The sequence below is a fragment of the Mesobacillus selenatarsenatis SF-1 genome (genome assembly GCF_000813125.1).
In the GTDB taxonomy this organism is placed as follows: domain Bacteria; phylum Bacillota; class Bacilli; order Bacillales; family Cytobacillaceae; genus Mesobacillus; species Mesobacillus selenatarsenatis.
Genome location: NZ_BASE01000107.1, coordinates 1 through 24,364 on the forward strand (window position 1 = coordinate 1; position 24,364 = coordinate 24,364).

Sequence of the window (24,364 nt, forward strand, 5' to 3'; positions counted from 1 at the left end):
GGAGTTTCTAGGAGGCGAAACTAGACAAGCGACTCGAGGGCTAGGCGCTGGAGCTAGACACTAATCTAAGTGTAAAAAGTTTTATACTTTCTTATAAAAAAAATAAAGGGGCCCTCTTCAAGAGCCCCTCTCAATAAATCACATTATCTCTTCTGATCATTCTCAATCAATTCTTCTACTTTCACTGGCTTCCAGCCCTGGCCGTCTACCCATTGAATCGATACTCTGTACGTCTGGTCACTTCCCTTTTCAGAGATGGTTCCTACCGCGGTATTAGGCGCACCGCCATTTCCATTAAACCATACCGTCATATTATTCTTATCAATTCCGGTAGCATATGAATATGCAAGAATCATTTCCTGCCAATCAACGGCATTTTGGTCGAAAACGGTATTATGTTCTCCAGATTGGGTTGTGCCTACAGGCTTCCATTCTGGATTCTCAATCGTCTGCTTGACATTGGCATCACTGCCGCCTTCTGTCACGATTGGTTCAGCCAATTCCTCATCCTCTGCAGATTCCTCATCTGCTTCTTCAGACTCGGTTTCTTCTGTTGCACTATCATCTTCTTTATCAGAATCTTTAAGGTCATTCTTTTTGCCAGTATCTTTGCTGTCATCTTTGTTTCCTGAAGGGGTTGCGGCATTATCTTTTTCTGCCACAACACCGTTTTGGTCGGCAGCCCCTTCATCATTGCTGAAAAAAATGTTAAAAGAGACAATTCCAATCAACAAAATAACGACAACAATCAAGCTATTTAAAATAAGGTTCGTTTTTCTGCGCTTGGATCTTTTTCCTGAACGTGTCCCCTCATTTAGGTTGTCATAATCGTGCTTCAAGATCTTTCCCTCCCTTATAAGGTTGTCAACATTCTACCATGACTTGGGGCAAACTTGAAGGATTTTATATTCATCTAATGTTGTTTTAATGGTTTTTCGGACCTTCATCCAGGCTTCCATGGTTATATGCATAGACCTCTTTTACTATATCCGCAAAGAGTGGGTTCACCCCGCCTTCATTCTCCAGGACCCCTAAGTTGACAGTCACAAGTGCATACTTCGGTTTTTCATAGGGAAAATATCCAGCGAACCATTTATTGTGCAATTGTTTGTCATCTTTGTAGATCCCGGTTTCGGCGGTCCCGGATTTTCCTGCCACCGAATATGGCAATTCCCTGAACCATCTCCCCGTACCCTCTTCATTTAGAACGACCTCTCGTAAAAGCTTTTGAAGTTTCATGGCTGTAAAAGGTGAGATTTCCGCCCCTTCTAGCTCCTCTTTGGGGAAGTCCGTCATTTTAGCGCCATTTTGGTACTGGATGGAGAATACAGCCCTGACCATGTTTTTTTCGCCTCCTCTGGCGATTGTAGCCATCATGTTCGCAACAGCAAGAGGAGACACCCTCACTTCATGCTGGCCGATACCTGATAAAGCTGCAAAATTCCGATCTTTCCTCGCTTCATCTGATAAAAATACCCGGCCCTTTTCCTCATCTTGCAGCTGTTCGAAATCTTCTAGGTGAAAAATGTCACCCTTCCATCCAGCACCGCCAGTGATGGATAGCATCTCTGCGTATTTTTCAAGCATATTTGGGTCCTTCTCTTGCAGTTCCCGGGCTACCTCCCCAAAAGTCCTGTTGCAGCTTACTGCAAAGCTATCAGCGAAATTGAGTATACCGTGGTCATATTTCAAATCTGGATCCCCGCTGATCGTCTTGCTGCAATCGAACTTCCTCGCTGGATCATCGAGCCCATGATCAATTGCTGCGGCAGCAACCACCGTCTTAAAGACAGAACCAGGTATATGCTGCTTGACCATCATATTTTCTGTTCCCTCGTCATTATAAGGGTTCACAGTGTTAATGTCGGGTCTTGAAACCATAGCCAGTATACTATTTGTTTCAATATCCAGCAGCACGACGCCGCCTCTGTTGATATTATGCTCGTCAACTTTTTCCTCAAGGATCATCTGCAGATCTTTGTCTATCGATGTCTGCAGGTTGATTGGATAAAATGGATTTGCTGGATCTATATATTTAACATTGATTCCGAATAGTGGTGCCCCTGCCCCGTCGACATGATACACCAGCTTAGATTTCCCTTCAGCAACCAGGAATTCGTCAAAACTTTTTTCCAATCCTGAGAGACCAATCAAGGTTCTTGGCAGCAAATCTTTCTCCACATACCTTGATTTCAGTAGCGATTCATTCTCACCAATGATCCCTAGAAGCTGGGCAGCCGGCACTTTCGCCAATGGATACTTTCGCTCAACAGCAAATACACCCGGGATTTCCATCTCGTTTATAATGTCCATTTGTCTTTTTGTCAAGATCATCGGATCTGGGTCACCATAGGCGAATGGTTCCTTGGACTTTTCCACTGCATTTTCCAAAGCGTATACAGATACTCCGATAGTCCTTGCGATCTTGTCAGCTTCCCAGTCCATTTTTTTCAAAAATGGAAACAGGACAAGAACTGACGAAGTTTCATAGGATAGAGGTGCCCCTTTTCTGTCAAGGAAATTCCCTCTGCCATTGTCAACGACCATTTCCTGCGATCTTTGCTTAACGCTTGCTTCTATTAAATTGATTTCATGCTTGGAAAAGGACTCTGTATCATATAGCTGCAGCTGTGCCAGCCGTAACATCAGCAGACCAAAAGCAGCTATACAAATGGAGATCCAGGCTACCATTCTTTTTTTACGCATAAAAAACACCTCGTCAAAAGTGTTGACGAGGTGTTGATATTTCAAACATAAGGTATTTACTTAATTGTTGTGATACGAACGTTCATTTCACCGCCAGGAGTCTGGACAGTCACTTCATCTCCAACTTTCTTGCCCATCAGGCTCTTGGCAATTGGAGAGTCGTTTGAAATTTTGCCCTCAAACGGGTCAGCTTCAGCACTCCCCACGATTGTATAGGATTCTTCATCGCCATCAGGAAGCTCGACAAAAGTTACTGTGCGGCCAAGGCTGACTGCATCTGTGCTTACTTCATCTTCCTGGATGATCTTTGCATTGCGAATCATATTTTCAAGAGTTGTGATACGGCCTTCAACAAAGGCTTGCTCTTCTTTTGCTGAATCATACTCAGAGTTCTCTGAAAGGTCGCCAAAGCTGCGTGCGATCTTGATTCTCTCAACAACTTCTTTACGCTTTACTGTTTTCAATTGTTCCAATTCTTGTTCCAGCTTTTCTTTTCCTGCCTGTGTCATAGGAAAAACTTTTTCTGTAGCCAAAATACTTCACTCCTTCTAGTCTTCACAATTCCCCAAAAAATAGATTGTGTAATATTATATTATGTAACCTGAAAAATATACAGGAGCGCACCCTTTACCAGGGCGCGCGTTTTTAAATAGGACCGGAACGGACCATTTACTTTTCATTGGACAAAAGGAAGCACTTTATTCAAGTACTTCCATGTCCACATTATCTATGCTATTGTGTCACAAAAACGATTTTTGTTCAAGAATTGTTTGAATTTTTGTTACCATCAGGTCAATCGCCACATGGTTGTGGCCCCCCTCAGGGATAATCACATGTGCATAACGCTTGGTCGGCTCAATGAACTGGTTATGCATCGGCCTGACAACATTCACATATTGTTCGATGACAGAGTCCATTGAACGGCCGCGCTCCTTAATGTCACGCAGCAGCCTTCGGATAATCCGCAAATCTGCATCTGTATCAACATAGAGCTTGATATCCATCAAGTCACGAAGTCTCTCATCCTCAAGGATCAGGATTCCTTCAAGAATAATTACATCTTTAGGTTCAACATGGATGACCTCGCTAGATCTTGTATGGACAGCGTAATCATAAACTGGCTTATCAATCGCCTCGTGACGAAGCAGCTTTTGGATATGTTCTATCAAAAGGTCATTGTCAAATGCCAGCGGATGATCATAATTTGTCTTCAAACGCTCTTCCATTGGCAGATGGCTTTGGTCTTTATAATAGTAGTCTTGTTCTATCATCAGGATTGAGTGGCCTTTAAAGCTATCGTAAATCGCTTTAGTTACACTAGTTTTTCCTGAGCCGGAGCCGCCGGCTACACCAATCACAACAGGTTTGCGGTCCATTTGTTTACTTCTCCTTCCGCATCATGTTATTTGGGTAGACAGGCTTGTCCATCTTGAACTTGACGATTTGCAGAGGATGGCGGGCTACATCCAGCTCATTGCCATCTTCATCCCAAATCTTCTCAACGACATGAGTGAAGTTCTCGATTTCTGGTCCAAAGAATTCAACCTCGTCGCCTGGCTTGAAATAGTTTCTTTGCTGAAGTGTTACCGTTTGCGTCTCAGCATCGTAATCAAGCACAAGTCCGGCAAAATCGAAAGTTGTCTTTTTGCTATGGTTTCCAAACATTTGCTCTTTATACCCAGGAACTCCCTCAAAGAAGGCAGTTGCTGTCTCACGATTCGCACATTTGTCCAATTCTTCAAGCCATTCCTGCTTGATGACAAAGTTCTCAGGGTCTGCGCAATAAGCATCAATCACTTTGCGGTATACACTGACTACCGTCGCTATATAGTGGATCGACTTCATGCGGCCTTCGATTTTCAAGCTGTCTATTCCAAGCTCGATCATGCGTGGAATCGATTCGATCAGCTTAAGATCCTTTGGGCTCATCGCAAATGGAGAGTCACCTTCAGCAAACAAGGCGTTTTCTTCATTTCCTTCAAGTGTGTACAAGTCATAGTCCCAGCGGCAAGACTGGCAGCAGCCGCCGCGGTTAGAATCACGTGCTGTCATGTGATTGCTCAATGTACAGCGTCCTGAGTATGCAATACACATTGCTCCATGGATGAAGGTTTCGATTTCAATATCTACTTTTTCCTTCATTTCCTTGATTTCATCAGCACTTGTTTCACGCGCAAGAACAACACGCTCAAGACCTTCTTCTTTCCAGAACTGGACAGCCTTCCAGTTTGAAAGGGATTGCTGTGTGCTTAAGTGTACTTCAATCTCTGGAGCGACCCTGCGGCAAGTTTCGATGATCAGAGGATCAGCGACAATGATGCCGTGCACGCCAGCTCCCTTCAAGCCTAATAGATAGTCTTCAAGACCATCGATGTTTTCATTATGTGCGAAGATGTTTGTTGTGACATAGATTTTGGCGCCATATTCCCTGGCAAACTCTACGCCCTCCTTCATTTCTTCGAATGTGAAATTATCTGCGTTCGAGCGCAAACCATACTCTTGCCCGCCGATGAAGACGGCATCTGCACCATACTGCACGGCAATCTTAAGTTTTTCAAGATTACCGGCTGGCGCAAGCAGTTCTGGTTTCTTTACGATAACACGCTTCCCGTCAACAATTTGCGAGATTTTATCTGCTACTGCTGCCATTACGCAACCTCCTCATAGTTCTTACTGTTAATAAACCGTCTCTTTGAAAAAGAATCCTGTATCCAGTGGGCGGTTTGGCGGCTGCAGTTCTTCCGCTGCTTCAAGCAAGCCGTCTTTTTCTTCGTCGTATTGGTCTGGATCTTCAACAGCCAAATCAATGGCATTGCGATAAAGCTTTGTAACTTCCAGGATATATTCAGGGCTCTTCAGGATGCCGTCAATTTTAAAAGAATCGACTCCGGCTTCCACAAGCTCCGTTAGTTCATCAATAATGCAAATATCGTTAGGACTCATGATATGAGTGCCATTTTCATCCTCGAAAATAGGATATTTATTTTCTCGCTCTTTATCATGAAGGAACATATTGCGTTCTTGTTTGCGGTTCTCAACTTCAAGCGCTTTGCCTTGGTATTCAAAGTAATGTCCAAGCAATGGGCGTTTAGACTGGAACATGTTCATCATTCCGTGAACCTGCACCTCGATTTCAACCTCGGCATTTTCCTTGATCTCAACAATAGCGTCCATATTGATTTCCCTTGCCAGAACGGCACGTTTTGCACCCTTCCTGCCCCAATAATTGCAAGTATACCAGTTCGTGCCTGTTGTTTCCGTGCTCCAATGAAGCTTCATTTCCGGGGCATATTCCTTTGCGGCCATCAGTACTGCCGGGTCGCCGAAAGTAACTCCGTCCGCATTGAGATCTTTTAAGAATCCAAGGTAATCACCAAGCAAATCAATTTTTTCATTGTGGAACAACGCGTTCATAGCGACATATACTTTCTTGCCTTTTGAATGTGCCAGTTCGATTGCCTGCTTTACGTCTTCACGGTCAAACTCACCAGCGAGACGCATGCCAAATTTCTGTTCACCAATCAAGAAAGCATCTGCTCCCGCCTCCGCCAGTGGAATAATATCCTCAACACTCTTTGGAGTTACCAATAATTCAGGTTTATTCATTCCGTTCACCTCTTCTTACTAACCGCTATCCCGTCGCCTATCGGCAGTATGACAGTATCATACTCCTGATTGGCAGCAAGCCAGCGGTTGAATTCGTCTATTTTTTTAACCAGGCTGCGAAGTCTTCTGCTATCTGCTTCCTGATTGTATACAAGCCCTTTAAAAAGGACATTATCCGTAATGATCATACCTCCAGGCTTTAAATGCCTTGAGTATATTTCAAAAAAACGCTTATACTGGCCCTTGGCCGCATCAATGAAAATGGTCTCAAACGGACCATGGCCGGCAACTTCCTCTTCAAGCTCAAGCGCATCACCACTTATTTGGATGATCTGCTGGTGCATGTCTGCCCTCTTAATATAATCAACAGCAAGCTTAAACCGTTCCTCATCACGTTCCAAAGTGACGATCTTTGTTTGCGGCAGGGCGAATGCCATCCTTAGTGCCGAATAGCCAATTGCCGTCCCTACCTCCAAAATCGCTTCCGGCTGCTGTATTCTCAAGAATTGCAGCAGGGTTTCAATACCTGCCGGCTCCATGATTGGAACTCCGTTTTGATGGGCATATTCCTCCATCTCTAAAAGGAGACCATTCCTAGGCTGTATTAAAGAATCTATATAATTTTGCAGCTCTTGACTAAGCAAGCTGCTTCACCTCTATTCAATGGCTAAATCTCAGCCAGAGTAGATATATTAGAATGACTGTCCGAGCATGAAAAAAATAGCGTTCACAGTTTAAGAGGGCACACCATCAGGCAATGTTGCCTTAAAGGTTCATAAGCTAAAAGCCATAACTCCTACTTCTGCAATACACGCTATCAAATAATTCGGAGCTCCCACTCGGAGCTTACGATAGACAGTAACATTACTATTGAATCTAGAAAAAAACACTTGAATTATTTTATCACAATAAGAAGGGAAATGCTAACCTTTCTGCATTTCCCTTTTATTTACTGTTATTTTTTGTTTGTTATATGTTCGTTCACTTTGCGATTATGCTCTGCAAGTGTTTTAGAGAAGAGCACATCTCCTGTAGACGTTGCAAGGAAATACATATCATCTGTGTCGGCAGGTGACAGAGTGGCTTCAATCGACATTACCCCTGGATTGGCGATTGGGCCTGGCGGCAACCCCTGAATTTTATAGGTATTATAAGGGTCATCAATTTCAAGATCCTTGTAAAACACCCGGTCTTTATGTTCTCCGTGCGCATATAGGACAGTAGGATCTGTTTGCAGCATCATACCGTCTTCCAGGCGATTATAGAAAACGCTCGCGATTTTATCGCGGTCAACTTTATCAGTCGCTTCTTCCTCAATGAGCGATGCCATCGTCATCAATTCATGTGTCGTCATTTCTTTTTCTTCCATCTGACCTCTGAATTCACCGAGAACTTCCTTAGTCTTAGTCAGCATGACAGTAACGATTTCCTCGACCGTTGGCTTTTCAGAATAGAAAGGATAAGTTGCCGGGAACAGATAGCCTTCAAGCGGATACTTCACATTTTCTTTTAATATGTCTTCCGTCAGAACGTCTGGATATCTACCCATCATTTTTGTGATGAACTCTTTATCGTTGAGCTGTTTAAAAATCTCTTCTTCATTTTGCTGTGTCTTTTCCGCGATAATTCCAGCGATTTGCTTTAACTGCTTTCCTTCAGGAATGGTAATTTTCATGACCACTTCCTGCATGACTTTACCAGTTTTCAAGCTCGAAATTATTTCTGGAAGTGTCATGGACGGATTCATTTTGTAATCGCCGGCCATAAAACCTGCTTCATTCTTAAATTTCACATAGTATTTGAAGACCCTCGCATCCCGGATTACCCCATTCTCCTCCAATATCTTTCCGATTCCTGTAGTAGAGGAGCCAATCGGGATATTGACATCAACCGTCTTCTCGCTGGATGCATTTACCGGCTTAAGAGCTTCTTTAATATAATAATATCCGCCTCCGCCAACTGCCCCGATGAGTAAGATACCAACGATCGCCGTGATGAATACAATCTTCCTAACAATTCTTGCTTCCTTTTGCTGTTCAACCAACTTCTCAGCAATCAACTTCTTTTTATCTTGTTTACTATTTTTTTCGTCAGACATAACTTCCCCCTCCAGTTAACAATGTTGATTTCCTGGATACTCTCTATTTTCACATCTCGAACCATTATACTATATTTTTTATTTCTATTTGCAAATAATTACGAAAAAATACCACTAGCGACAAATAAACCAAAATTTCGACAGTGCTAATAAGACCTGTGAGAACAGAAGTCGGTGAGATTATCTATCGGACACTTTTCTAGGAATCTACCCTCTGTTTGGACGATAGGTTTACTTATAAAAATAAAGGACCAGGCATCATTCGCCTGGTCCTAAAGTAATAATTTATTCTTCGTCTTGCTCTGCAAGGAATGTTTCTAGCATTTCTTCAATCATGTCCCATTCTGCGTCAGTTTCGATTGGCATTAGTTCGCCATCTTCGTTGTCTTCTGACGGGGTGAAAGCTGAAGCATGGATTTCGATTTCTTCATCTTCACTATCATCTGCACCCATCGGATAGTATAAAACATAAGATTTACCAAACTCTTCTGAGTCAAATGTGAAAAGTACTTCGCATAGTTGTTCGTTACCGCTTTCGTCTACTACTGTAATGTTGTTTTCGCCGTGATCCATTAAAGTCACCTCAATTTAGTTTTGACTATTCAAATAGCCTTGTAAAATCATCATTGCTGCCATCTTATCAATGACTTTCTTTCGTTTCTTTCGGCTTAAGTCAGCCTCAAGCAAAACCCGCTCTGCAGCCACTGTCGTCAGACGCTCGTCCCAGAGGATAACAGGGACGCCGAACCTTTCCTCCAATTCACGGGCATAGAATTGGCTCGCTTCTCCGCGTGGTCCAATTGTGCCGTTCATGTTTTTAGGCAGCCCGACGACAACTTTGTCGACATCGTACTCTTTTATTATTTTACCTAATTCATCGAAACCAAACACATTTTCTTCTTCGTTGATTTTCAATGTTTCAAGTCCCTGAGCAGTCCATCCCAGTTCATCGCTCAGCGCAATGCCGACTGTTTTCGAGCCGACATCCAGTCCCATCGTACGCATTTATTTCCCCTCTCGGTGGTTCCTTAAATAGGATTTAACCAGTTCCTCGATAATTTCATCCCGTTCCAGCTTTCGGATGATATTTCGGGCATCCAGATGGCGGGGAATATAGGCCGGGTCGCCGGAGAGCAAATATCCGACAATCTGGTTGATAGGGTTATATCCCTTATCCTGCAATGCTTCATACACCTGTAGCAGGACTTCATTGACATCATGCTCAAAAGGCTCTTCGGGAAAATTAAATCTCATCGTTTTGTCAAACGAGCTCATCGAATGCACCTCACTTTTAAAAAATGGCAGGCAAATTTTCTTTAAGATATCTTCATTCTACACTACTTTACTGTTATATCAAATTGATTTAACCCATTCTTCGGCAAATTGTAGCGCTTTGTCGAGCTTTGATGGATCTTTTCCGCCAGCCTGTGCCATATCCGGACGGCCTCCGCCGCCTCCGCCGCATATTGTTGCAGCTTCCTTGATCAGTTTTCCAGCTTGATAGCCTTGCTTGATCAGGTCATCTGTCACTGCGGCAATCAAATTTACTTTGCTGCCGTCGGTCATGCCAAGCAGAATGACAGCTGAACCAAGCTTCTGCTTCAAGTCATCAGCCATATTTCTAAGGCCGTTCATATCAGCCGCTTCGACGCGAGCTGCAAGCAACTGGACACCATTGACTTCTTTGACCTTGGTAGTAAGGCTTCCTGCTTCAATATTACCCAATTTTGCTGAAAGAGATTCATTTTCACGCTGAAGCTGCTTCATTTCAACAAGCATGGAATCAATTCTGTTCGCTACTTCTTTTGGAGACGTCTTCAGTTTAGATGCTGCGTCCTTCAGAATACTAATCTGGTCATTTAGCACTGTGTAAGCTGCTTCGCCTGTTACAGCTTCAATCCTTCTAGTTCCCGCCCCAATACCGCTCTCGGATACAATTTTGAACAATCCGATGACAGATGTGTTAGGAACGTGGCACCCGCCGCAAAGCTCAAGGCTGTAGTCGCCAACTTTTACGACACGGACAATATCGCCGTATTTTTCACCGAACAAAGCCATAGCGCCCATTGATTTTGCTTCAGCAATCGGCTTGAAGCTCGTCTCAACCTGGATGCTTCTCCAGATTTTTTTGTTGACGATTGCTTCTACTTGCTCAAGCTCTTCAGCAGTCACCTGACCAAAATGAGAGAAGTCGAACCGCAATCTATCAGGCTCGACTAGTGATCCTGCCTGGTTTACGTGACCGCCAAGCACATCCTTCAATGCCTGGTGGAGCAAGTGTGTTGCAGTATGGTTCTTGATGATTCTCGCACGGTTATCCTGGTCAACTTTAGCTGTCACTTCAAGACCCTTCGTAACTGCTCCCTCTAATACCACTGCATGGTGAAGGTTTTGGCCGTTAGGAGCCTTCTTTACATCCTTGACTGATAGCTTCACGCCATTCGCTTCGATTGTTCCCTTATCAGCGATCTGGCCGCCGCTTTCTGCATAGAAAGGTGTTACATCAAGGATGAAATGGATGTCATCACCAGCTTTCGCTTCCTCGACAAGCTCGCCTTCCTTGACTAATGCAACAATCTTGCTGTTTGTTTCAAAATTGTCATAACCGACGAATTCGCTGCTTTCTTTAATGTCGCCAAGAATGCCGCCCTGAACCTGCATGGAACCTACGTCCTGTCTTGCAGAACGTGCTCTCTCACGCTGCAGCTCCATCTCTTTTTCAAAGCCTTCATGGTCGACCTTCAAACCTTCTTCTTCAGCATACTCTTCTGTTAATTCAACAGGGAAGCCGTATGTGTCATAAAGGCGGAAGACATCTTCACCCTGGACCATGCCGCTGCCTTTTTCTTTTTCCTTCTTGATCAACTCTGAAAGAATTGCAAGTCCTTCATGAAGTGTTTCGTGGAAGCGGTCTTCTTCGTTCTTTATGACTTTTCGGATAAATTCTGTCTTTTCTTTTACCTCAGGGTAGAAGTCATGCATGATCTCTCCAACTACAGGCACAAGCTCATACATGAATGGACGGTTGATACTCAGCTTCTTTGCATAACGCACAGCGCGGCGCAATAATCTGCGAAGTACATAGCCGCGGCCTTCGTTTGAAGGAAGTGCACCATCGCCGACAGCAAATGCTACAGTACGAGTGTGGTCAGCAATTACTTTGAACGCCTCATCCTTCTCCTTGGAATGTCCGTATTTTTCACCAGATAGTTCTTCAGTCGCATTGATGATCGGCATGAACAGATCGGTTTCAAAGTTTGTAGGAACGTCCTGGACAACAGAAGCCATACGCTCTAGTCCCATGCCTGTATCAATATTTTTCTTCGGCAGTGGAGTATATGTTCCATCAGGGTTGTGATTGAACTCGGAAAACACTAGGTTCCAAACTTCTAAATAACGGTCATTTTCTCCACCAGGGTATAATTCTGGATCTTCAGGGTCATTGCCGTATTCAGGTCCTCTATCATAGAAGATTTCCGTGTTCGGACCACTAGGACCTTCACCGATATCCCAGAAGTTCCCTTCAAGGCGGATAATTCGCTCCTCAGGAACACCGACTTTTTCTCTCCAGATATTGAAAGCTTCATCGTCTTCAGGGTGAATTGTCACTGACAGTTTTTCTGGATCAAAGCCGATCCATTTTTCATCCGTTAGGAATTCCCATGCGAATTCGATTGCTTCAACCTTGAAATAGTCGCCAATCGAGAAGTTCCCGAGCATTTCAAAAAACGTATGGTGGCGTGCTGTCTTGCCGACATTTTCGATATCGTTCGTACGAATTGATTTCTGTGCGTTTGTAATCCGTGGATTTCCCGGTACGACACGGCCGTCAAAATACTTTTTCAATGTTGCAACACCGCTGTTGATCCAAAGCAGGGAAGGATCATCATGCGGAACAAGCGACGCACTCGGTTCGATTGCGTGGCCTTTTTCCTTAAAATAATCAAGATACATTCTTCTGATTTCAGCACCTGTCAGTTTTTTCATAAAACTAACCTCCTAAACCCAAGTGAAATTTTAGCTTTCAGGGATTTTAGGCAACAAAAAAAGCCCTCATCCCTGGACAGGGACGAGAGCTTGCTCGCGGTACCACCCTGATTATGGACACAAATACGTGCGCCCATCTCTCAAAAACGCTTTAACGCAGCTGCTACGGCAGGTTTTGCCTGCACTCCGGAATAGCTTTCTGTTATCCTTCATCGGGAATTCTTGCAGCCTGGGAATCCCTCTCTGGACGATGGTCTATAACATACTCGTTCCTTCTACATTTTTCGAATTATTAATCTATAGCCGAATTATATATAGCTCCTTGCACTTTGTCAAACGACTAGGCAAAAATTATGATGGACGTTCTTTCTTTCTTTCAAGTATGATATGGTCTTTTGCGTGAATCAATGCCGCCCTTAATACGACTAGGACAGGAACAGCAAGAATCAATCCAAGGATGCCGCCAACTTCTTCACCAGCCAACAGTGCAAACATGATCATCAGCGGATGCATGTGCAGGCTTTTGCCGACAATCAGCGGGGAAAGGATATTTCCCTCGAGGAACTGAAGCGAGAACACGATCACGAGTGATAAAAACACCATCTTCACCGACATTGTCGCGGCAATAATCACAGCTGGAATAGCTCCAATGATCGGGCCGAAATAAGGGATCACATTCGTTATCCCGACAATTGCTCCAAGCAGCAGCGAATACTTTATGCCTGCCAGCCAAAAAAACAATGAGGATAGGACTCCAATTATGAGGCATATGAGCAGCTGTCCGCGGATATAGCTGCCCAGGGATTTGTCGACTTCATGCAGGAACTTAGTGCCTGGCTGTCTCCACTGCCGTGGGGTGAGATACCACGCCGCTTTTTTCATGACATCGAAATCCTTCAGCATGTAAAAAGCGATAAACGGGATTACTGCAATCGTCAAGATGGAATTAATGATATCCATCAGAAATGTCATTGTACCTGCGAGCACTCCATCAAGCCATTGTTCCATCCGGGTAATGCCATCCTCGATTCTTTCATGGATACCTGCTGGCCAAGTCGATGTCTGATCAACAATATTATTGACCATTTGTTTATACTGCTCGGCGAAATACGGAGCATTTTCCGCCAGGTCACCCAGCTGGTGAATCAAGGCCGGAATCCCTTTGTAAAAAGCAAACCCAGCCCCGCCAAAGAACAGTATATAGATGATCAGGATTGAAACGCCGCGATGAAGCCCTCTTTGGTGAAGAGCCTCCACAATAGGATGCAGCAAATATGTAATGAAAGCAGCCACGGAAAAAGGCACAAGCAGCGAAAGCAAGACTTCCAAAAAAGGAACCCAGATGGACTGCAATTTGATGAATACGTACAGAACAATGAATAAAAGGAGAAGAAACCCAAGCCGGTAATACCATTTCATTTGGATATTCATCATCTTCACCCTCCTTCTTGTTTATTCTTGAGAGAAAGGTGGTGGATTATGCATTTTTGGCCATGTTTGGGATTATTCAAAAGGGCCTTTCCATTTTTATAGCGAAATTCTAATTTTTATAGCGATTTACAAACTATTATAGCTAAGAATAATTTTTTATAGCGAAAACTTCATTATTATAGCGAAAATAGATTTTTTATAGCGAAATGGTAATTTCAAGCGCTTTTTTCCAATTTTACATATAGGCTGTTTTCGTAGCGATTGTTGATAAAATCCTAAGGCCGATTTTAACGTGATAAAAAACCGTTTTGGTAGTTCGGTATTAAGTGTGTCGGTTCTTTCCTCATAACAAGCTGTAATTTTTCTGAAGAAACAAGGTCATTCAATCCTATTTTGTAGTCAATAGCAACAATGTTTGAGAAAAGAGCCTACATAAAAAAACCCCTGCGGAAATTACAGGGGTTTATCAATTAGACTGGCTCAGCTTATTAGAATAAAGCTCTCGTCATTTTCTTGCCAAGCTTCCTCATTTTCCTTCCAGACATCATATTATTGTTGGAAGCATAATTGTAAGCTGCCATACCAGCACCTAATGCGATTACGGAGGTTAACATTTTATTCATGTGTCTCACCTCTTCGATTTATTTTACATGCCGTATTGACGTTGATCTTCCTCAAATAAATCATCAAGTGAGCTCAATGTTCCATCTTCTTCGACTTGATGGGTATGGATCAAGCCATTGTTCAGAGACAGTTCGATGAAGCAATTCCAGCAGTAATATTGGTTGATGCCAATTTTACCTATATCCTTGCTTCTGCAATTGGGACAACTTAACATAAGGACACCTCATCTCGATTTAACAGTGACGACGATGGCATCCTTTCCGATTGCAGGCGGACCAGTGGTCTTTATGACACGCTTCCCATTCGCGATATCCGAAAAAAAGCCATCCGTTAATTCGTACCCTACAATCGTGCCCAATTCTTCCATAAAATATACATCCTCTAACAGTCCCAGCTGTTCTCCTTCTTTCGTAAGAAGCGCTTTCCCAGCAAGGCTCTTATTATGTTCGAATGTATATTCCGGCTCTGTCTCCAATCGCTCCAAGGCTGACTTGTCTTTCACCATGACTCCATCTTCACCAAAGGATGAAACCTGATCCACTTTCACCTGAAACGTTTTTTTGATGAACGCACCCTTTTTTACAAGTAAGCCTACTACGCTTCCATTGCCAGAAATGCTCACATCACAAACTTCGCCCAGTTTTTGTCCACTCGCCAATTCATATACAGGCAGTCCCTTTAAAAGTGAAAATGTCCGCAAAAGTGTGTCCCGCCTTTCCCGAACAATCTTAGTTTCCACCCCTTCGCTAAAATCATGTGGTGTAAGGATTTCCATGGAAAATAAAAAAAGAATCCGCATTGACTGCAGATTCTTATGCTTCCTGTTCCTCCATAAAATCATAAGGAGTCAGATTGTCCATTCCGATCATCGGATCAGCGTTTTTGATGATTTCAATATAATCCATTTTTTTATCTTTGCCGGTACTATTTTCATTTTGGAGTTTATTTTCCGACTGAGACCCGCTTTGATCCTTTGTATTCCTTTCATCTTGCAATTCAGGCAGTAATTGTACAAGCTTCTTAACCAGTGTTGTATTCCTTTCGGTATCTTCACCGCGTTCTATCCCCATTTTAAGTGCTTCTTCTTCGCCAACGAGAATGAGAAATTGCTTACTCCTGGTGATTGCTGTATAAATTAGATTCCTGCGCAGCATTCTGAAATAGCTTTTTACCACTGGAAGGACGACAATTGGAAATTCACTACCCTGGGATTTATGCACGGAACAGCAATAAGCGTGGGTGATTTGCGAGAGGTCCGGCCTATTATAGGTAACTTCTATACCGTCGAAGGAAACGATCAGCTGATCCTGCTTTTCCGTGTTTTCCTTTGCGTAAAATATCGCAACAACCTCACCCATGTCACCATTAAATACATTGGCTTCCGGCTGATTGACTAGCTGAAGGATCTTATCCCCGATACGATATTTCAGATCGCCAAACGCAAGCTCTTTCCTCGTTCCATCTGAATTCGGATTGAAGAGATCCTGCAGCAGTTCGTTCAGACGGTCAATACCGGCTGGACCACGGTACATCGGCGCCAGCACCTGGATGTTCCTCGGGGAATACCCTTTTTTCTTAGCATTGGCGACAACCTTTTCGACTACCTGAGGAATCTGGCTTGTCGTACATTTTATAAAAGAACGGTCAGGCTGTTGGGCAGAAATATCGTCTGGCAGATAGCCTTTTTTGATTTGGTGGGCAAGTTCGATTATTGACGAACCTTCAGCCTGCCTGTAGATATCCGTCAGCCTCACAGTCGGGACCCTGCTAGAATCCAATAGATCCTTCAGTACCTGGCCAGGACCTACTGAAGGGAGCTGGTCTTCATCTCCCACTACGATCACCTGAATATTGTCAGGCAGAGATTTGAATAATTGATGGGCGAGCCATATATCAACCATTGAGGTTTCATCGATAATCAATATCTTTCCCTCAAGCGGCTGGTCTTCATTATGATCAAAACCTTCTGCGCCATTCCAGCGCAACAGCCTATGGATTGTCACGGCAGGCAGACCGGTTGACTCAGTCATCCTCTTTGCCGCACGGCCAGTCGGCGCCGCAAGCAAGAATGGATAAGGTTCTTCTTTTTTGTAATCTTTCGGGTCCAGAGAACAGCCATGAAGCTCTGCATATAGCTCAACGATTCCTTTAATGACCGTCGTTTTACCTGTGCCGGGACCACCGGTCAAAATCATCATCGGTGACATAAGCGCTGTCTGGATCGCTTCCTTCTGGCTTGGCCCATATTGGACACCCAGGCGTTCCTCAAGATTTCCTAGAGCAAGGAGAAACTCCGATTCAGGAAATTGATTTTCGTATTCTGTCTGCTCAAGAATCCTTTTAATGTTCACAACCAGGCCTTTTTCCGAATAATAAAGGGATGGCAAATAGACTCTCTGTTCTTCGGCAACCAGCTTTCCTTCTTCACCTAGATTGATGATTTCGTTCGAGATATCAGTAAATTCAATTTCGACATTCTGATTGTCTTCAAGCAGCTTTTTCACCTCGACGAGGAGCTCTTCCGCTTCCATGAACACATGCCCGCCCTGGATGCTTGAGTTCTCAAGTGTATAGAGACAGGCAGCCTTGATCCGGTCAGGATGGTTACCTGTCAGCCCGAGCTGGCCGCCCAGTTCATCCGCCCTTCCGAATCCGATGCCTTGAATATCCTCCACAAGCTTGTAAGGATTGTTTTGAATAACATCAATCGCCTTTTCCTTGTATACTTGATAAATTTTCATCGACAGCTGAGGGCCAAAGCCAAATTCGTTCAATGCGACCATTACCTGTTCAAGGCCCTGATGTTCCATTAATGTGTCATAAAGTTCCTTTGCTTTTTCAGGCGCAAGCTTTGGAATCTGGTCAAGGACAGACGGTTTCTCGATAATCCTCGTGATGGCCTTTTCACCAAGTGTATCGACAATTTTCTCTGCTGTTTTCTTCCCGATTCCTTTGAAAAGATCACCGGAAAGGTAACTGATGATCCCCTGCTTTGACTGTGGCAGATCTTTCCGGAAGTGAGTCGCATGGAATTGTGCGCCGAACTTAGGGTGCTCTTTGACCTCACCAAAGAAAATATAAGTCTCCTGCTCATGAATCCGGGGGAAATACCCTGTAATGACTGCTTCCTTATCTTCGTACTGCTCATTTGTCTCCTCAACCCTGATCCTCAGGACTGTGTATAGATTCTGTTCATTATGAAAAATGGTAACAAGATGCTTCCCTTTCATGAACTTGCCTTGTTCTGAAAACAAATCAAGCGAGTCCTGTTTGTCCAAAGTACTTCCCCCTTTCCGTCAATTCAATTTGATTAAGACTGTTTTCGCATTGCGCAAAAAAGATTAAGAAAAGATCCTAAATTAATGGATATCTTGTCCCTCAATCAATTTCTTGCCGTGGCCTGCAAGCAAGTGATCTGGCTGGATTTCCAATGCACGATTGAACATCTCGAGCGCCTTTTCGCCATTTTCCTTGTAGCCATAAGCTACACCAAGATTATAGAGGGCGTCCGTATGCTCTGGATCCAGCGATATTGCCAGTTCAAACGCATTAATACCTTCGTCGATAAAACCTTCCCTTGCAAGGCAAAGTCCATATTGGAAATGGGCTTCGGCATCAATTTCGAGAAGTTCTGTACTGCGCTGTAAGTATGGCAACGCAAGCTTGCTGCTTCCCATCTGCGCGAGGCTCATTCCCAGCATAAAAAAGTTATCGCCAGTATCCAGCCCTTTTTTCAAAGCAAGTTCGAACATGTTTTTTGCTTCCTCGAAATTTTGGCTATCATAATAAACGCCGCCTTTGCTGTAGTATGCTGCAGTTGCATTCTCATCAAGGCTGATCGCTTTATCGTAAAAGTTCATTGCTCTTTCGGTATCCCCCACTGCTGTGAGGACGTTTCCGAAATTTATGTATGCAACAGGATCTTTTGGCTGAGCATCAATCGCTTCCGCGAATGCCTTGGCAGCCTCTTCCCATTTGCCTTCTTTCATAAACTCAATACCTGTCTGGTTTTTATCCATTTTTAACACTCCATTCTCCATGAAAGTATACCATATTACGGCAGGATTTAGACTCTTTTCGAGGTAACAACTGACCTGTAGATTTTTCAATTTTGCAGAAAAAATCCGAAAAAGAGCCTAAGCCAAAACAATCCCCGGCGAAGCTGGCCCGCCGGGGATTTTAACAGGATTAACCGACATATGTCAGTTTGTTCCCATTCTTGAAAATTTCATCAATCGTACCTCCGCCAAGACATTCTTCCCCATCGTAGAAAACGACAGCCTGTCCAGGAGTCACGGCACGTATTGGTTCTTTGAACAAAACTTTTGCAGTTCCATTATCCTGCAGCTCGACCGTTACAGCATTATCAGGCTGACGATAGCGGAATTTCGCTGTACATTCGAACGTACTAGGCTTCTCTTTGTCAGATACAAAGCTGACATTAACCGCCGTGATGCTGTCTGAATAAAGCAGTTCGTTGTGGAAGCCTTGTTCAACAAGCAAGACATTGCGCTCGAGGTCTTTCCCGACAACAAACCAGGGTTCACCTGATCCACCAATGCCTAGACCCTGGCGCTGGCCGATAGTATAATACATCAGCCCATCATGCTTCCCTTTTACCTCGCCGTTCATCGTCTCCATATTTCCCGGCTGGGCCGGAAGATAATTTCCAAGGAACTCCTTGAAATTCCTTTCACCAATGAAGCAGATGCCGGTGCTGTCTTTTTTAGTTGCTGTGGCAAGATTCGCTTCTTTTGCAAGCTCCCTGACACGGGATTTTTCCAGATTTCCGATTGGGAACAACACTTTTTCTATCTGGTCCTGACTCAACTGGTTCAAGAAATAAGTCTGGTCCTTATTTTCATCCAGCCCACGAAGCATTTTGCGTTCCCCGTCGCGGTCTTCCACTCGCGCATAATGACCTGTCGCCAGGTAATCTGCGCCCAGGTTTATTGCATGCTCAAGGAATGCCTTGAATTTGATTTCCTTGTTGCACATGACATCCGGGTTAGGCGTCCTGCCTGCTTTATATTCATCTAGGAAATAAGTGAAAACCTTATCCCAATATTGTTTTTCAAAATTGACCGCATAATATGGAATGCCGATCTGGTTGCAGACGCGGATCACATCCTCGTAATCCTCGGTAGCCGTGCAGACTCCGTTTTCATCCGTGTCGTCCCAGTTTTTCATGAAGATGCCGATCACATCATATCCCTGCTCCTTCAAAATGAGCGCAGCAACAGATGAATCAACACCGCCGGACATTCCAACCACCACTCTTGTATCCTTAGGTGATTTTTCCATTATGCTTCACCTCTTTTCTCTTCCTATAAAACTTATTCTTCCCTTAAACCTGGCTATTTTTCGCAAGCCTGCGGACAATTTTCGCCGTATCCTCTGCTGCTTTTTCTATCTGTTCTCTTGTATTGTGCAAACCGAAGCTGAACCGGATAGAATTTGTCAGCTTATCATCTTCTTTTCCGAACATCGCGACAAGAACATGCGAGGGATCGATTGAACCCGCAGTACACGCTGAACCGCTGGAAGCAGCTATTCCAGATAGGTCAAGATTCACAAGCATCGCTTCGACATTCGTGCCCGGAAAGCTTAAGTTTAAAATATGAGGGAGTGATTTATCAAGCAATCCGTTCAGCTGGAAAGAGATTCCGCTCATTTGAATTTTATCGATGAACAAATTCCTTAAATCATTATAGAAGCTGCGTTTTGTTTCAAGCTCCTTTTGGGATAGCTGAACTGCTTTGCGAAACCCGGCAATAGCTGCTACATTCTCGGTGCCGGCACGGCGTTTTCTTTCTTGTTCGCCGCCGAAAAGCTGACGCGCCAGCTTGATTCCATCACGGATATAAAGAAAACCAATCCCCTTGGGGCCATTGATTTTATGGGCTGAAACAGAAAGCAAATCAATCTTAAGTTCATCAACATCTAACTTTTCAATGCCATACGCCTGGACAGCGTCTGTATGGAAAACAGCTTGATGACCAGCTAGCATTTGACCAATCTCTGTGATAGGCTGGATCGTGCCTACCTCATTGTTTCCGTACATTATCGTCACAAGAATCGTATCATCACGTAATGCCTTTTTGAATGATTCCATGGATATCTGGCCATGCTCATCCACCGGCAGATATGTGACCTCAAACCCTCGTTTCTCCAATTCCTCACAGCTATGCAGGACAGCATGGTGTTCAACCTGAGTCGTGATGATATGCTGTCCCTTAGACCGATTATTTTCCGCATAACCGATAATAGCCAGATTATCTGCTTCAGTGCCGCCGCTTGTAAAAATAATATTGTTTCCCTTCGTTCCGATGCTTTTTGCCAGTTCATCACGGGTATCGTCGAGTATCTTTCTTGCCTCACGACCGAAATGATGGATGCTCGAAGGGTTGCCAAATTCCGCTTCCATTACCTTGACCATTTCCGCGAGTACGTCCGGATGCATGGGTGTAGTGGCTGCATGGTCCAAATAGATTCTTTCCAAAGTCTTACCCTCTCTTCAGAAGTTTTTTTTAAAATTGCCGTTATTGCATCTCCATTAATGATGGGTTGTGCAGGCAACAAGATTTACGAAGAAAACCTAAATATAAAACATATAAGCGTCAGACTCGCCAAAGTTGTCTGAATGATTGGCGAGGTCTTCGATTGTCGTATTATCGAGTACGTCTTTGACCGCGTCCCTGATTCGTGTCCAAAGCTCACGCTTGGCTGGTTCCTCGTCCTCTATACCCTCAACAATGCTGATAGGTCCTTCCAGGACACGGATAATGTCCCCCGCCGAGATGGTTGATGGTTCCGAACTTAATATATAGCCGCCGTATGCTCCCCTGATGCTTTTTACCAGGCCGGCATTCCTTAGCGGCGCAACCAATTGCTCCAGGTAATGCTCTGATAAATCATTTGTTTGCGCAATGGATTTTAGAGAAATCGGGCCCTCTCCGTATTTTTTGGCCAACTCGATCATGATTGTCAATCCATAGCGTCCTTTCGTGGATATTTTCATAAGGCACCTCTTTTCCTTTTTTCTTAAAAGTTAGCTGTTTTTTTCAGATATATTCATAATGCCCCATATGGCATTCTCTCACTATAAATAGTATCAAAATCCTCAGTCAATAGGTAGGCTTTTGCAATTATAGCACAAATTGCGTGGACCATGCGCAAGTCCCACGTTCGTGTTATTGTATATATACGAAATAAGCGTTATTGGAGCGATGAGCATGAATCTAAAACCTCTTGCTTTCAGGATGCGGCCGCGGACGATTGAGGAAGTGATCGGCCAATCACATCTTGTAGCTGAAGGAAAAATCATAAACAGGATGGTCAAGGCTCGGCAATTATCCTCGATGATCCTTTACGGTCCGCCCGGCATCGGAAAAACCTCGATTGCCAGCGCTATTGCAGGAAGCACGAATTTCGCGTTCAGGACGCTGAATGCTGTTACCAATAATAAAAAAGATATGGAAGTTGTCGCTGCTGAAGCGAAAATGTCAGGAAAGGTCATCCTGCTTCTCGATGAGGTTCACCGCCTTGATAAAGCGAAGCAGGATTTCCTGCTTCCTTACCTCGAAAATGGGATGATTGTCTTGATTGGGGCGACCACAAGCAATCCATATCACGCTATTAATCCCGCAATCAGGTCAAGGTGCCAGATTTTCGAACTTAAGCCGCTTGAACCTGATGATATAAAAGCGGCTTTACGCAGAGCGATTGAGGATGAAGAACGAGGCCTGGGAAACTTAAATATTGAAATTACAGAAGAAGCACTCACCCATATCGCAACCGCTTCAGGTGGAGATGTTAGGAGTTCATTGAATGCACTGGAGTTAGCAGTCCTTTCTACTGAACCCGATGAGAATGGAATCATTCATATCGACGAGGCAGCAGCAGAGGAATGCATGCAGAAAAAAAGCCTCTCACATGATAAAGACGGCGACGCTCATTATGATGTGCTGTCAGGTTTTCAAAAATCCATCAGAGGCAGTGATGTGAATGCCGCGCTCCACTACCTGGGCAGATTGATAGAAGCAGGCGACCTAGTCAGCATCAACCGAAGACTCCTTGTCATCGCCTATGAAGATATTGGACTGGCAAGCCCGCAGGCAGGACAACGGACGCTGGCAGCTATAGAAGCAGCAGAACGTATCGGGTTTCCGGAAGCAAGAATTCCGCTGGCGAATGCGGTTATAGAGCTATGTCTGTCTCCAAAGTCCAATTCTGCTTATGTTGCTCTTGATTCAGCACTGGCTGACATCCGTTCCGGTATTAGCGGAGAAGTTCCTGACCATTTAAAGGATGCCCATTATAAAGGTGCGAAAGACCTGGGAAGAGGCGTTGATTATCTATACCCACATGATTATGAAGGCGGGTGGGTCAAACAGCAGTACCTCCCCGACAGGATCAAGAACAAGGTCTATTACAAGCCAAAGAAGACCGGGAAATTCGAACAGGCAATTGCAGCGATTTACGAAAAGATTACAGGGCAAAAAAAATAAGCGGCTGGACCATCAATCATGGTCCTTGCCGCTTTTTAGCTATTCACACGTTCAATTTCAATGCCTTTTAAAAGCTCCCTGACAACATAGCTCGCCATAATGAGCCCAGCCACTGAGGGAACAAACGCATTTGAAGATGGCGGCATTTTCGCCTTCCGGATTTCGGCATTATCATTGCCGACCTCTTTGCGCACATCTTCACGGATCACAATCGGGCTTTCATCTGAAAAAACAACCGGAATCCCCTTTTTGACTCCTTCTTTGCGTAACTGAGTACGAATGACTTTGGCGAGTGGATCAGTGTGTGTCTTGAAAATGTCAGCAATCTGGAACCGCGTCGGATCCATTTTATTAGCTGCTCCCATGCTCGAAATCATTGGGATGTCACGTTTAATCGCTTCCTTGATAAGATGGATCTTATAAGAGATTGTATCAGAAGCATCCACAATAAAATCCAGATTGTAGCCAAAAATCTCTTCATATGTTTCTTCTGTATAGAACATTTTTAACGCAATGACTTCGCATTCAGGATTAATATCCATAATCCTGTCGCGCATTACTTCTACCTTCTGCTTGCCGACAGTGGAAAGAAGAGCAATAAGCTGACGGTTAACGTTGGTGATATCGACATCATCTTTGTCGATCAGAATCAATTTACCAACACCCGATCTAGCTAAAGCTTCTGCCGCAAACGAACCGACCCCGCCTATCCCTAAAACAGCGACGGTACTATTTTTCATTATATCAAGGCCTTCCTTGCCTATGGCCAATTCATTACGAGAAAATTGATGAAGCATCCTGACTCACTCCAAATATAAGATTGATGTTACTATCTATACCCGCTTTTGAATATAACATACCCGGCGTTAATTTCAAGTATTTTTATAGGAATTAAAGTGTATGTTTTTGGATAAGGGTCTGGAAGTTGTATTAAGTTTAAGGATGAGGGGGAGTTATCAACTAAATGACGGACAGGATTAACATATTTTCTCGCTTTTCTGTCCGTCATCACGCCTATGACGGACAAGAATTGCACATTTTCTTGTATTTCTGTCCGTCATCACCCCTATGACGGACAAGAATTGCACATTCTCTCGTATTTCTGTCCGGCAACACTCACACCGCTTCAATCAGCCCGAAAAAACAAAAAAACCATGCATCCGCATGGTTTTTGATTACGTATGTAGGAAGAGTCCCAATCGTGCCGTCGTGTTGGTTGCCTTCGTCTTGAACCCGCTCTCAGCAGGTGGGTGCCCTGTTCCGGGTTTCTGTAAGTCCTCTAGCCAGAGGCATTTACGCGGCCTGGAAACGCGAACTCCCGAAGGATAGATGTTAGGTCAAAACTTCAGGTTAAACAACGAACACATCAGGACTCTTCATCTGTTGTTATTATATTACCATA

At 44.0% G+C, this 24,364-nt stretch carries 23 protein-coding genes, 1 other RNA gene and 1 other annotated feature; of the genes, 1 reads left to right on the forward strand and 23 read right to left on the reverse strand.

The features are described 5' to 3' along the window. Window positions 1-143 precede the first annotated feature (143 nt). The 21 genes from TY49_RS20260 to cymR all read right to left on the reverse strand — a co-directional run bounded on the left by TY49_RS20260 (window position 144) and on the right by cymR (window position 21,473). Window positions 144-839, reverse strand: coding sequence for a DUF1510 family protein (locus tag TY49_RS20260; protein ID WP_041967728.1), 696 nt, complete (start codon window positions 837-839; stop codon window positions 144-146). A gap of 85 nt (window positions 840-924) precedes the next feature. Next, on the reverse strand, window positions 925-2,706 hold the full coding sequence (locus TY49_RS20265) for a peptidoglycan D,D-transpeptidase FtsI family protein (protein WP_041967729.1): 1,782 nt from the start codon (window positions 2,704-2,706) through the stop codon (window positions 925-927). Window positions 2,707-2,762: 56 nt separating this feature from the next. Next, on the reverse strand, window positions 2,763-3,239 hold the full coding sequence (greA, locus tag TY49_RS20270) for a transcription elongation factor GreA (RefSeq protein ID WP_041967730.1): 477 nt from the start codon (window positions 3,237-3,239) through the stop codon (window positions 2,763-2,765). A gap of 207 nt (window positions 3,240-3,446) precedes the next feature. Further along, on the reverse strand, window positions 3,447-4,082 hold the full coding sequence (gene udk / locus TY49_RS20275; protein ID WP_041967731.1) for a uridine kinase: 636 nt from the start codon (window positions 4,080-4,082) through the stop codon (window positions 3,447-3,449). A gap of 4 nt (window positions 4,083-4,086) precedes the next feature. Next, the gene (locus tag TY49_RS20280; RefSeq protein WP_041967732.1) at window positions 4,087-5,355 is read right to left on the reverse strand and encodes a peptidase U32 family protein; all 1,269 of its coding nucleotides are present in this window, start codon (window positions 5,353-5,355) and stop codon (window positions 4,087-4,089) included. Window positions 5,356-5,382: 27 nt separating this feature from the next. Continuing rightward, complete coding sequence (locus tag TY49_RS20285) at window positions 5,383-6,312, reverse strand: peptidase U32 family protein (protein WP_041967733.1); 930 nt, start codon at window positions 6,310-6,312, stop codon at window positions 5,383-5,385. Between the two features lie 5 nt (window positions 6,313-6,317). After that, a complete protein-coding gene (locus TY49_RS20290; RefSeq protein WP_041967734.1) occupies window positions 6,318-6,956 on the reverse strand; it encodes an O-methyltransferase in 639 nt (212 codons plus the stop codon). 311 nt (window positions 6,957-7,267) lie between these two features. Further along, window positions 7,268-8,410 (reverse strand): endolytic transglycosylase MltG, encoded by a 1,143-nt coding sequence (mltG, locus tag TY49_RS20295; protein ID WP_041967735.1) that lies wholly within the window; start codon window positions 8,408-8,410, stop codon window positions 7,268-7,270. Between the two features lie 285 nt (window positions 8,411-8,695). Beyond that, window positions 8,696-8,983, reverse strand: coding sequence for a DUF1292 domain-containing protein (locus tag TY49_RS20300; RefSeq protein WP_041967736.1), 288 nt, complete (start codon window positions 8,981-8,983; stop codon window positions 8,696-8,698). A gap of 15 nt (window positions 8,984-8,998) precedes the next feature. After that, window positions 8,999-9,415, reverse strand: a complete 417-nt coding sequence (gene ruvX, locus TY49_RS20305) for a Holliday junction resolvase RuvX (RefSeq protein ID WP_041967737.1) — start codon at window positions 9,413-9,415, stop codon at window positions 8,999-9,001. Then, window positions 9,416-9,685: an IreB family regulatory phosphoprotein gene (locus TY49_RS20310; RefSeq protein ID WP_041967738.1), complete on the reverse strand. Its 270-nt coding sequence runs from the start codon at window positions 9,683-9,685 to the stop codon at window positions 9,416-9,418. 78 nt (window positions 9,686-9,763) lie between these two features. After that, entirely contained in the window at window positions 9,764-12,397 is a 2,634-nt protein-coding gene (alaS, locus tag TY49_RS20315; RefSeq protein ID WP_041967739.1) for an alanine--tRNA ligase, read from the reverse strand. A gap of 75 nt (window positions 12,398-12,472) precedes the next feature. After that, window positions 12,473-12,684: a binding site (T-box leader), on the reverse strand. Window positions 12,685-12,748: 64 nt separating this feature from the next. Continuing rightward, window positions 12,749-13,828 carry an AI-2E family transporter gene (locus TY49_RS20320; protein ID WP_041967770.1) on the reverse strand — a complete coding sequence of 360 codons (1,080 nt, stop codon included), beginning with the start codon at window positions 13,826-13,828 and terminating at the stop codon, window positions 12,749-12,751. A gap of 488 nt (window positions 13,829-14,316) precedes the next feature. Further along, a complete protein-coding gene (locus TY49_RS24375; protein WP_084135559.1) occupies window positions 14,317-14,451 on the reverse strand; it encodes a YrzQ family protein in 135 nt (44 codons plus the stop codon). A 23-nt stretch (window positions 14,452-14,474) separates the two neighbouring features. Beyond that, window positions 14,475-14,666 carry a YrzR-like zinc ribbon domain gene (locus TY49_RS20325; RefSeq protein WP_041967740.1) on the reverse strand — a complete coding sequence of 64 codons (192 nt, stop codon included), beginning with the start codon at window positions 14,664-14,666 and terminating at the stop codon, window positions 14,475-14,477. Window positions 14,667-14,675: 9 nt separating this feature from the next. Further along, on the reverse strand, window positions 14,676-15,152 hold the full coding sequence (locus TY49_RS20330; RefSeq protein WP_041967771.1) for a PRC-barrel domain-containing protein: 477 nt from the start codon (window positions 15,150-15,152) through the stop codon (window positions 14,676-14,678). Between the two features lie 112 nt (window positions 15,153-15,264). Then, window positions 15,265-17,730, reverse strand: coding sequence for an SF1B family DNA helicase RecD2 (gene recD2 / locus TY49_RS20335; RefSeq protein WP_041967741.1), 2,466 nt, complete (start codon window positions 17,728-17,730; stop codon window positions 15,265-15,267). Between the two features lie 81 nt (window positions 17,731-17,811). Continuing rightward, a complete protein-coding gene (locus TY49_RS20340) occupies window positions 17,812-18,471 on the reverse strand; it encodes a tetratricopeptide repeat protein (protein WP_041967742.1) in 660 nt (219 codons plus the stop codon). A 169-nt stretch (window positions 18,472-18,640) separates the two neighbouring features. Next, the gene (mnmA, locus tag TY49_RS20345) at window positions 18,641-19,756 is read right to left on the reverse strand and encodes a tRNA 2-thiouridine(34) synthase MnmA (protein ID WP_041967743.1); all 1,116 of its coding nucleotides are present in this window, start codon (window positions 19,754-19,756) and stop codon (window positions 18,641-18,643) included. Between the two features lie 43 nt (window positions 19,757-19,799). Continuing rightward, the gene (locus tag TY49_RS20350) at window positions 19,800-20,954 is read right to left on the reverse strand and encodes a cysteine desulfurase family protein (RefSeq protein WP_041967744.1); all 1,155 of its coding nucleotides are present in this window, start codon (window positions 20,952-20,954) and stop codon (window positions 19,800-19,802) included. Between the two features lie 96 nt (window positions 20,955-21,050). Then, window positions 21,051-21,473, reverse strand: coding sequence for a cysteine metabolism transcriptional regulator CymR (gene cymR, locus TY49_RS20355; protein ID WP_041967745.1), 423 nt, complete (start codon window positions 21,471-21,473; stop codon window positions 21,051-21,053). Window positions 21,474-21,687: 214 nt separating this feature from the next. On the opposite strand from cymR, the gene TY49_RS20360 reads away from it, so the two are divergent. Continuing rightward, on the forward strand, window positions 21,688-22,962 hold the full coding sequence (locus TY49_RS20360; RefSeq protein ID WP_041967746.1) for a replication-associated recombination protein A: 1,275 nt from the start codon (window positions 21,688-21,690) through the stop codon (window positions 22,960-22,962). A 35-nt stretch (window positions 22,963-22,997) separates the two neighbouring features. Here the strand turns inward: TY49_RS20360 and TY49_RS20365 are convergent, their stop codons facing one another. Next, window positions 22,998-23,759: a tRNA threonylcarbamoyladenosine dehydratase gene (locus TY49_RS20365; protein WP_041967747.1), complete on the reverse strand. Its 762-nt coding sequence runs from the start codon at window positions 23,757-23,759 to the stop codon at window positions 22,998-23,000. A 391-nt stretch (window positions 23,760-24,150) separates the two neighbouring features. Continuing rightward, window positions 24,151-24,338, reverse strand: a non-coding RNA gene (gene ssrS, locus TY49_RS24380) — 6S RNA. Window positions 24,339-24,364 lie beyond the last annotated feature (26 nt).

Coding starts and splice junctions, on each gene's coding strand:
- TY49_RS20285 (WP_041967733.1), bottom strand. CDS start 6,312: ATGAATAAACCTGAATTATTGGTAACTCCAAAGAGTGTTGAGGATATT.
- alaS (WP_041967739.1), bottom strand. CDS start 12,397: ATGAAAAAACTGACAGGTGCTGAAATCAGAAGAATGTATCTTGATTAT.
- TY49_RS20340 (WP_041967742.1), bottom strand. CDS start 18,471: ATGGATAAAAACCAGACAGGTATTGAGTTTATGAAAGAAGGCAAATGG.
- mnmA (WP_041967743.1), bottom strand. CDS start 19,756: ATGGAAAAATCACCTAAGGATACAAGAGTGGTGGTTGGAATGTCCGGC.
- TY49_RS20300 (WP_041967736.1), bottom strand. CDS start 8,983: ATGGATCACGGCGAAAACAACATTACAGTAGTAGACGAAAGCGGTAAC.
- TY49_RS24375 (WP_084135559.1), bottom strand. CDS start 14,451: ATGAATAAAATGTTAACCTCCGTAATCGCATTAGGTGCTGGTATGGCA.
- TY49_RS20325 (WP_041967740.1), bottom strand. CDS start 14,666: ATGTTAAGTTGTCCCAATTGCAGAAGCAAGGATATAGGTAAAATTGGC.
- cymR (WP_041967745.1), bottom strand. CDS start 21,473: ATGAAAATATCCACGAAAGGACGCTATGGATTGACAATCATGATCGAG.
- TY49_RS20320 (WP_041967770.1), bottom strand. CDS start 13,828: ATGAATATCCAAATGAAATGGTATTACCGGCTTGGGTTTCTTCTCCTT.
- TY49_RS20265 (WP_041967729.1), bottom strand. CDS start 2,706: ATGCGTAAAAAAAGAATGGTAGCCTGGATCTCCATTTGTATAGCTGCT.
- TY49_RS20360 (WP_041967746.1), top strand. CDS start 21,688: ATGAATCTAAAACCTCTTGCTTTCAGGATGCGGCCGCGGACGATTGAG.
- udk (WP_041967731.1), bottom strand. CDS start 4,082: ATGGACCGCAAACCTGTTGTGATTGGTGTAGCCGGCGGCTCCGGCTCA.
- TY49_RS20310 (WP_041967738.1), bottom strand. CDS start 9,685: ATGAGCTCGTTTGACAAAACGATGAGATTTAATTTTCCCGAAGAGCCT.
- ruvX (WP_041967737.1), bottom strand. CDS start 9,415: ATGCGTACGATGGGACTGGATGTCGGCTCGAAAACAGTCGGCATTGCG.
- TY49_RS20280 (WP_041967732.1), bottom strand. CDS start 5,355: ATGGCAGCAGTAGCAGATAAAATCTCGCAAATTGTTGACGGGAAGCGT.
- TY49_RS20365 (WP_041967747.1), bottom strand. CDS start 23,759: ATGCTTCATCAATTTTCTCGTAATGAATTGGCCATAGGCAAGGAAGGC.
- mltG (WP_041967735.1), bottom strand. CDS start 8,410: ATGTCTGACGAAAAAAATAGTAAACAAGATAAAAAGAAGTTGATTGCT.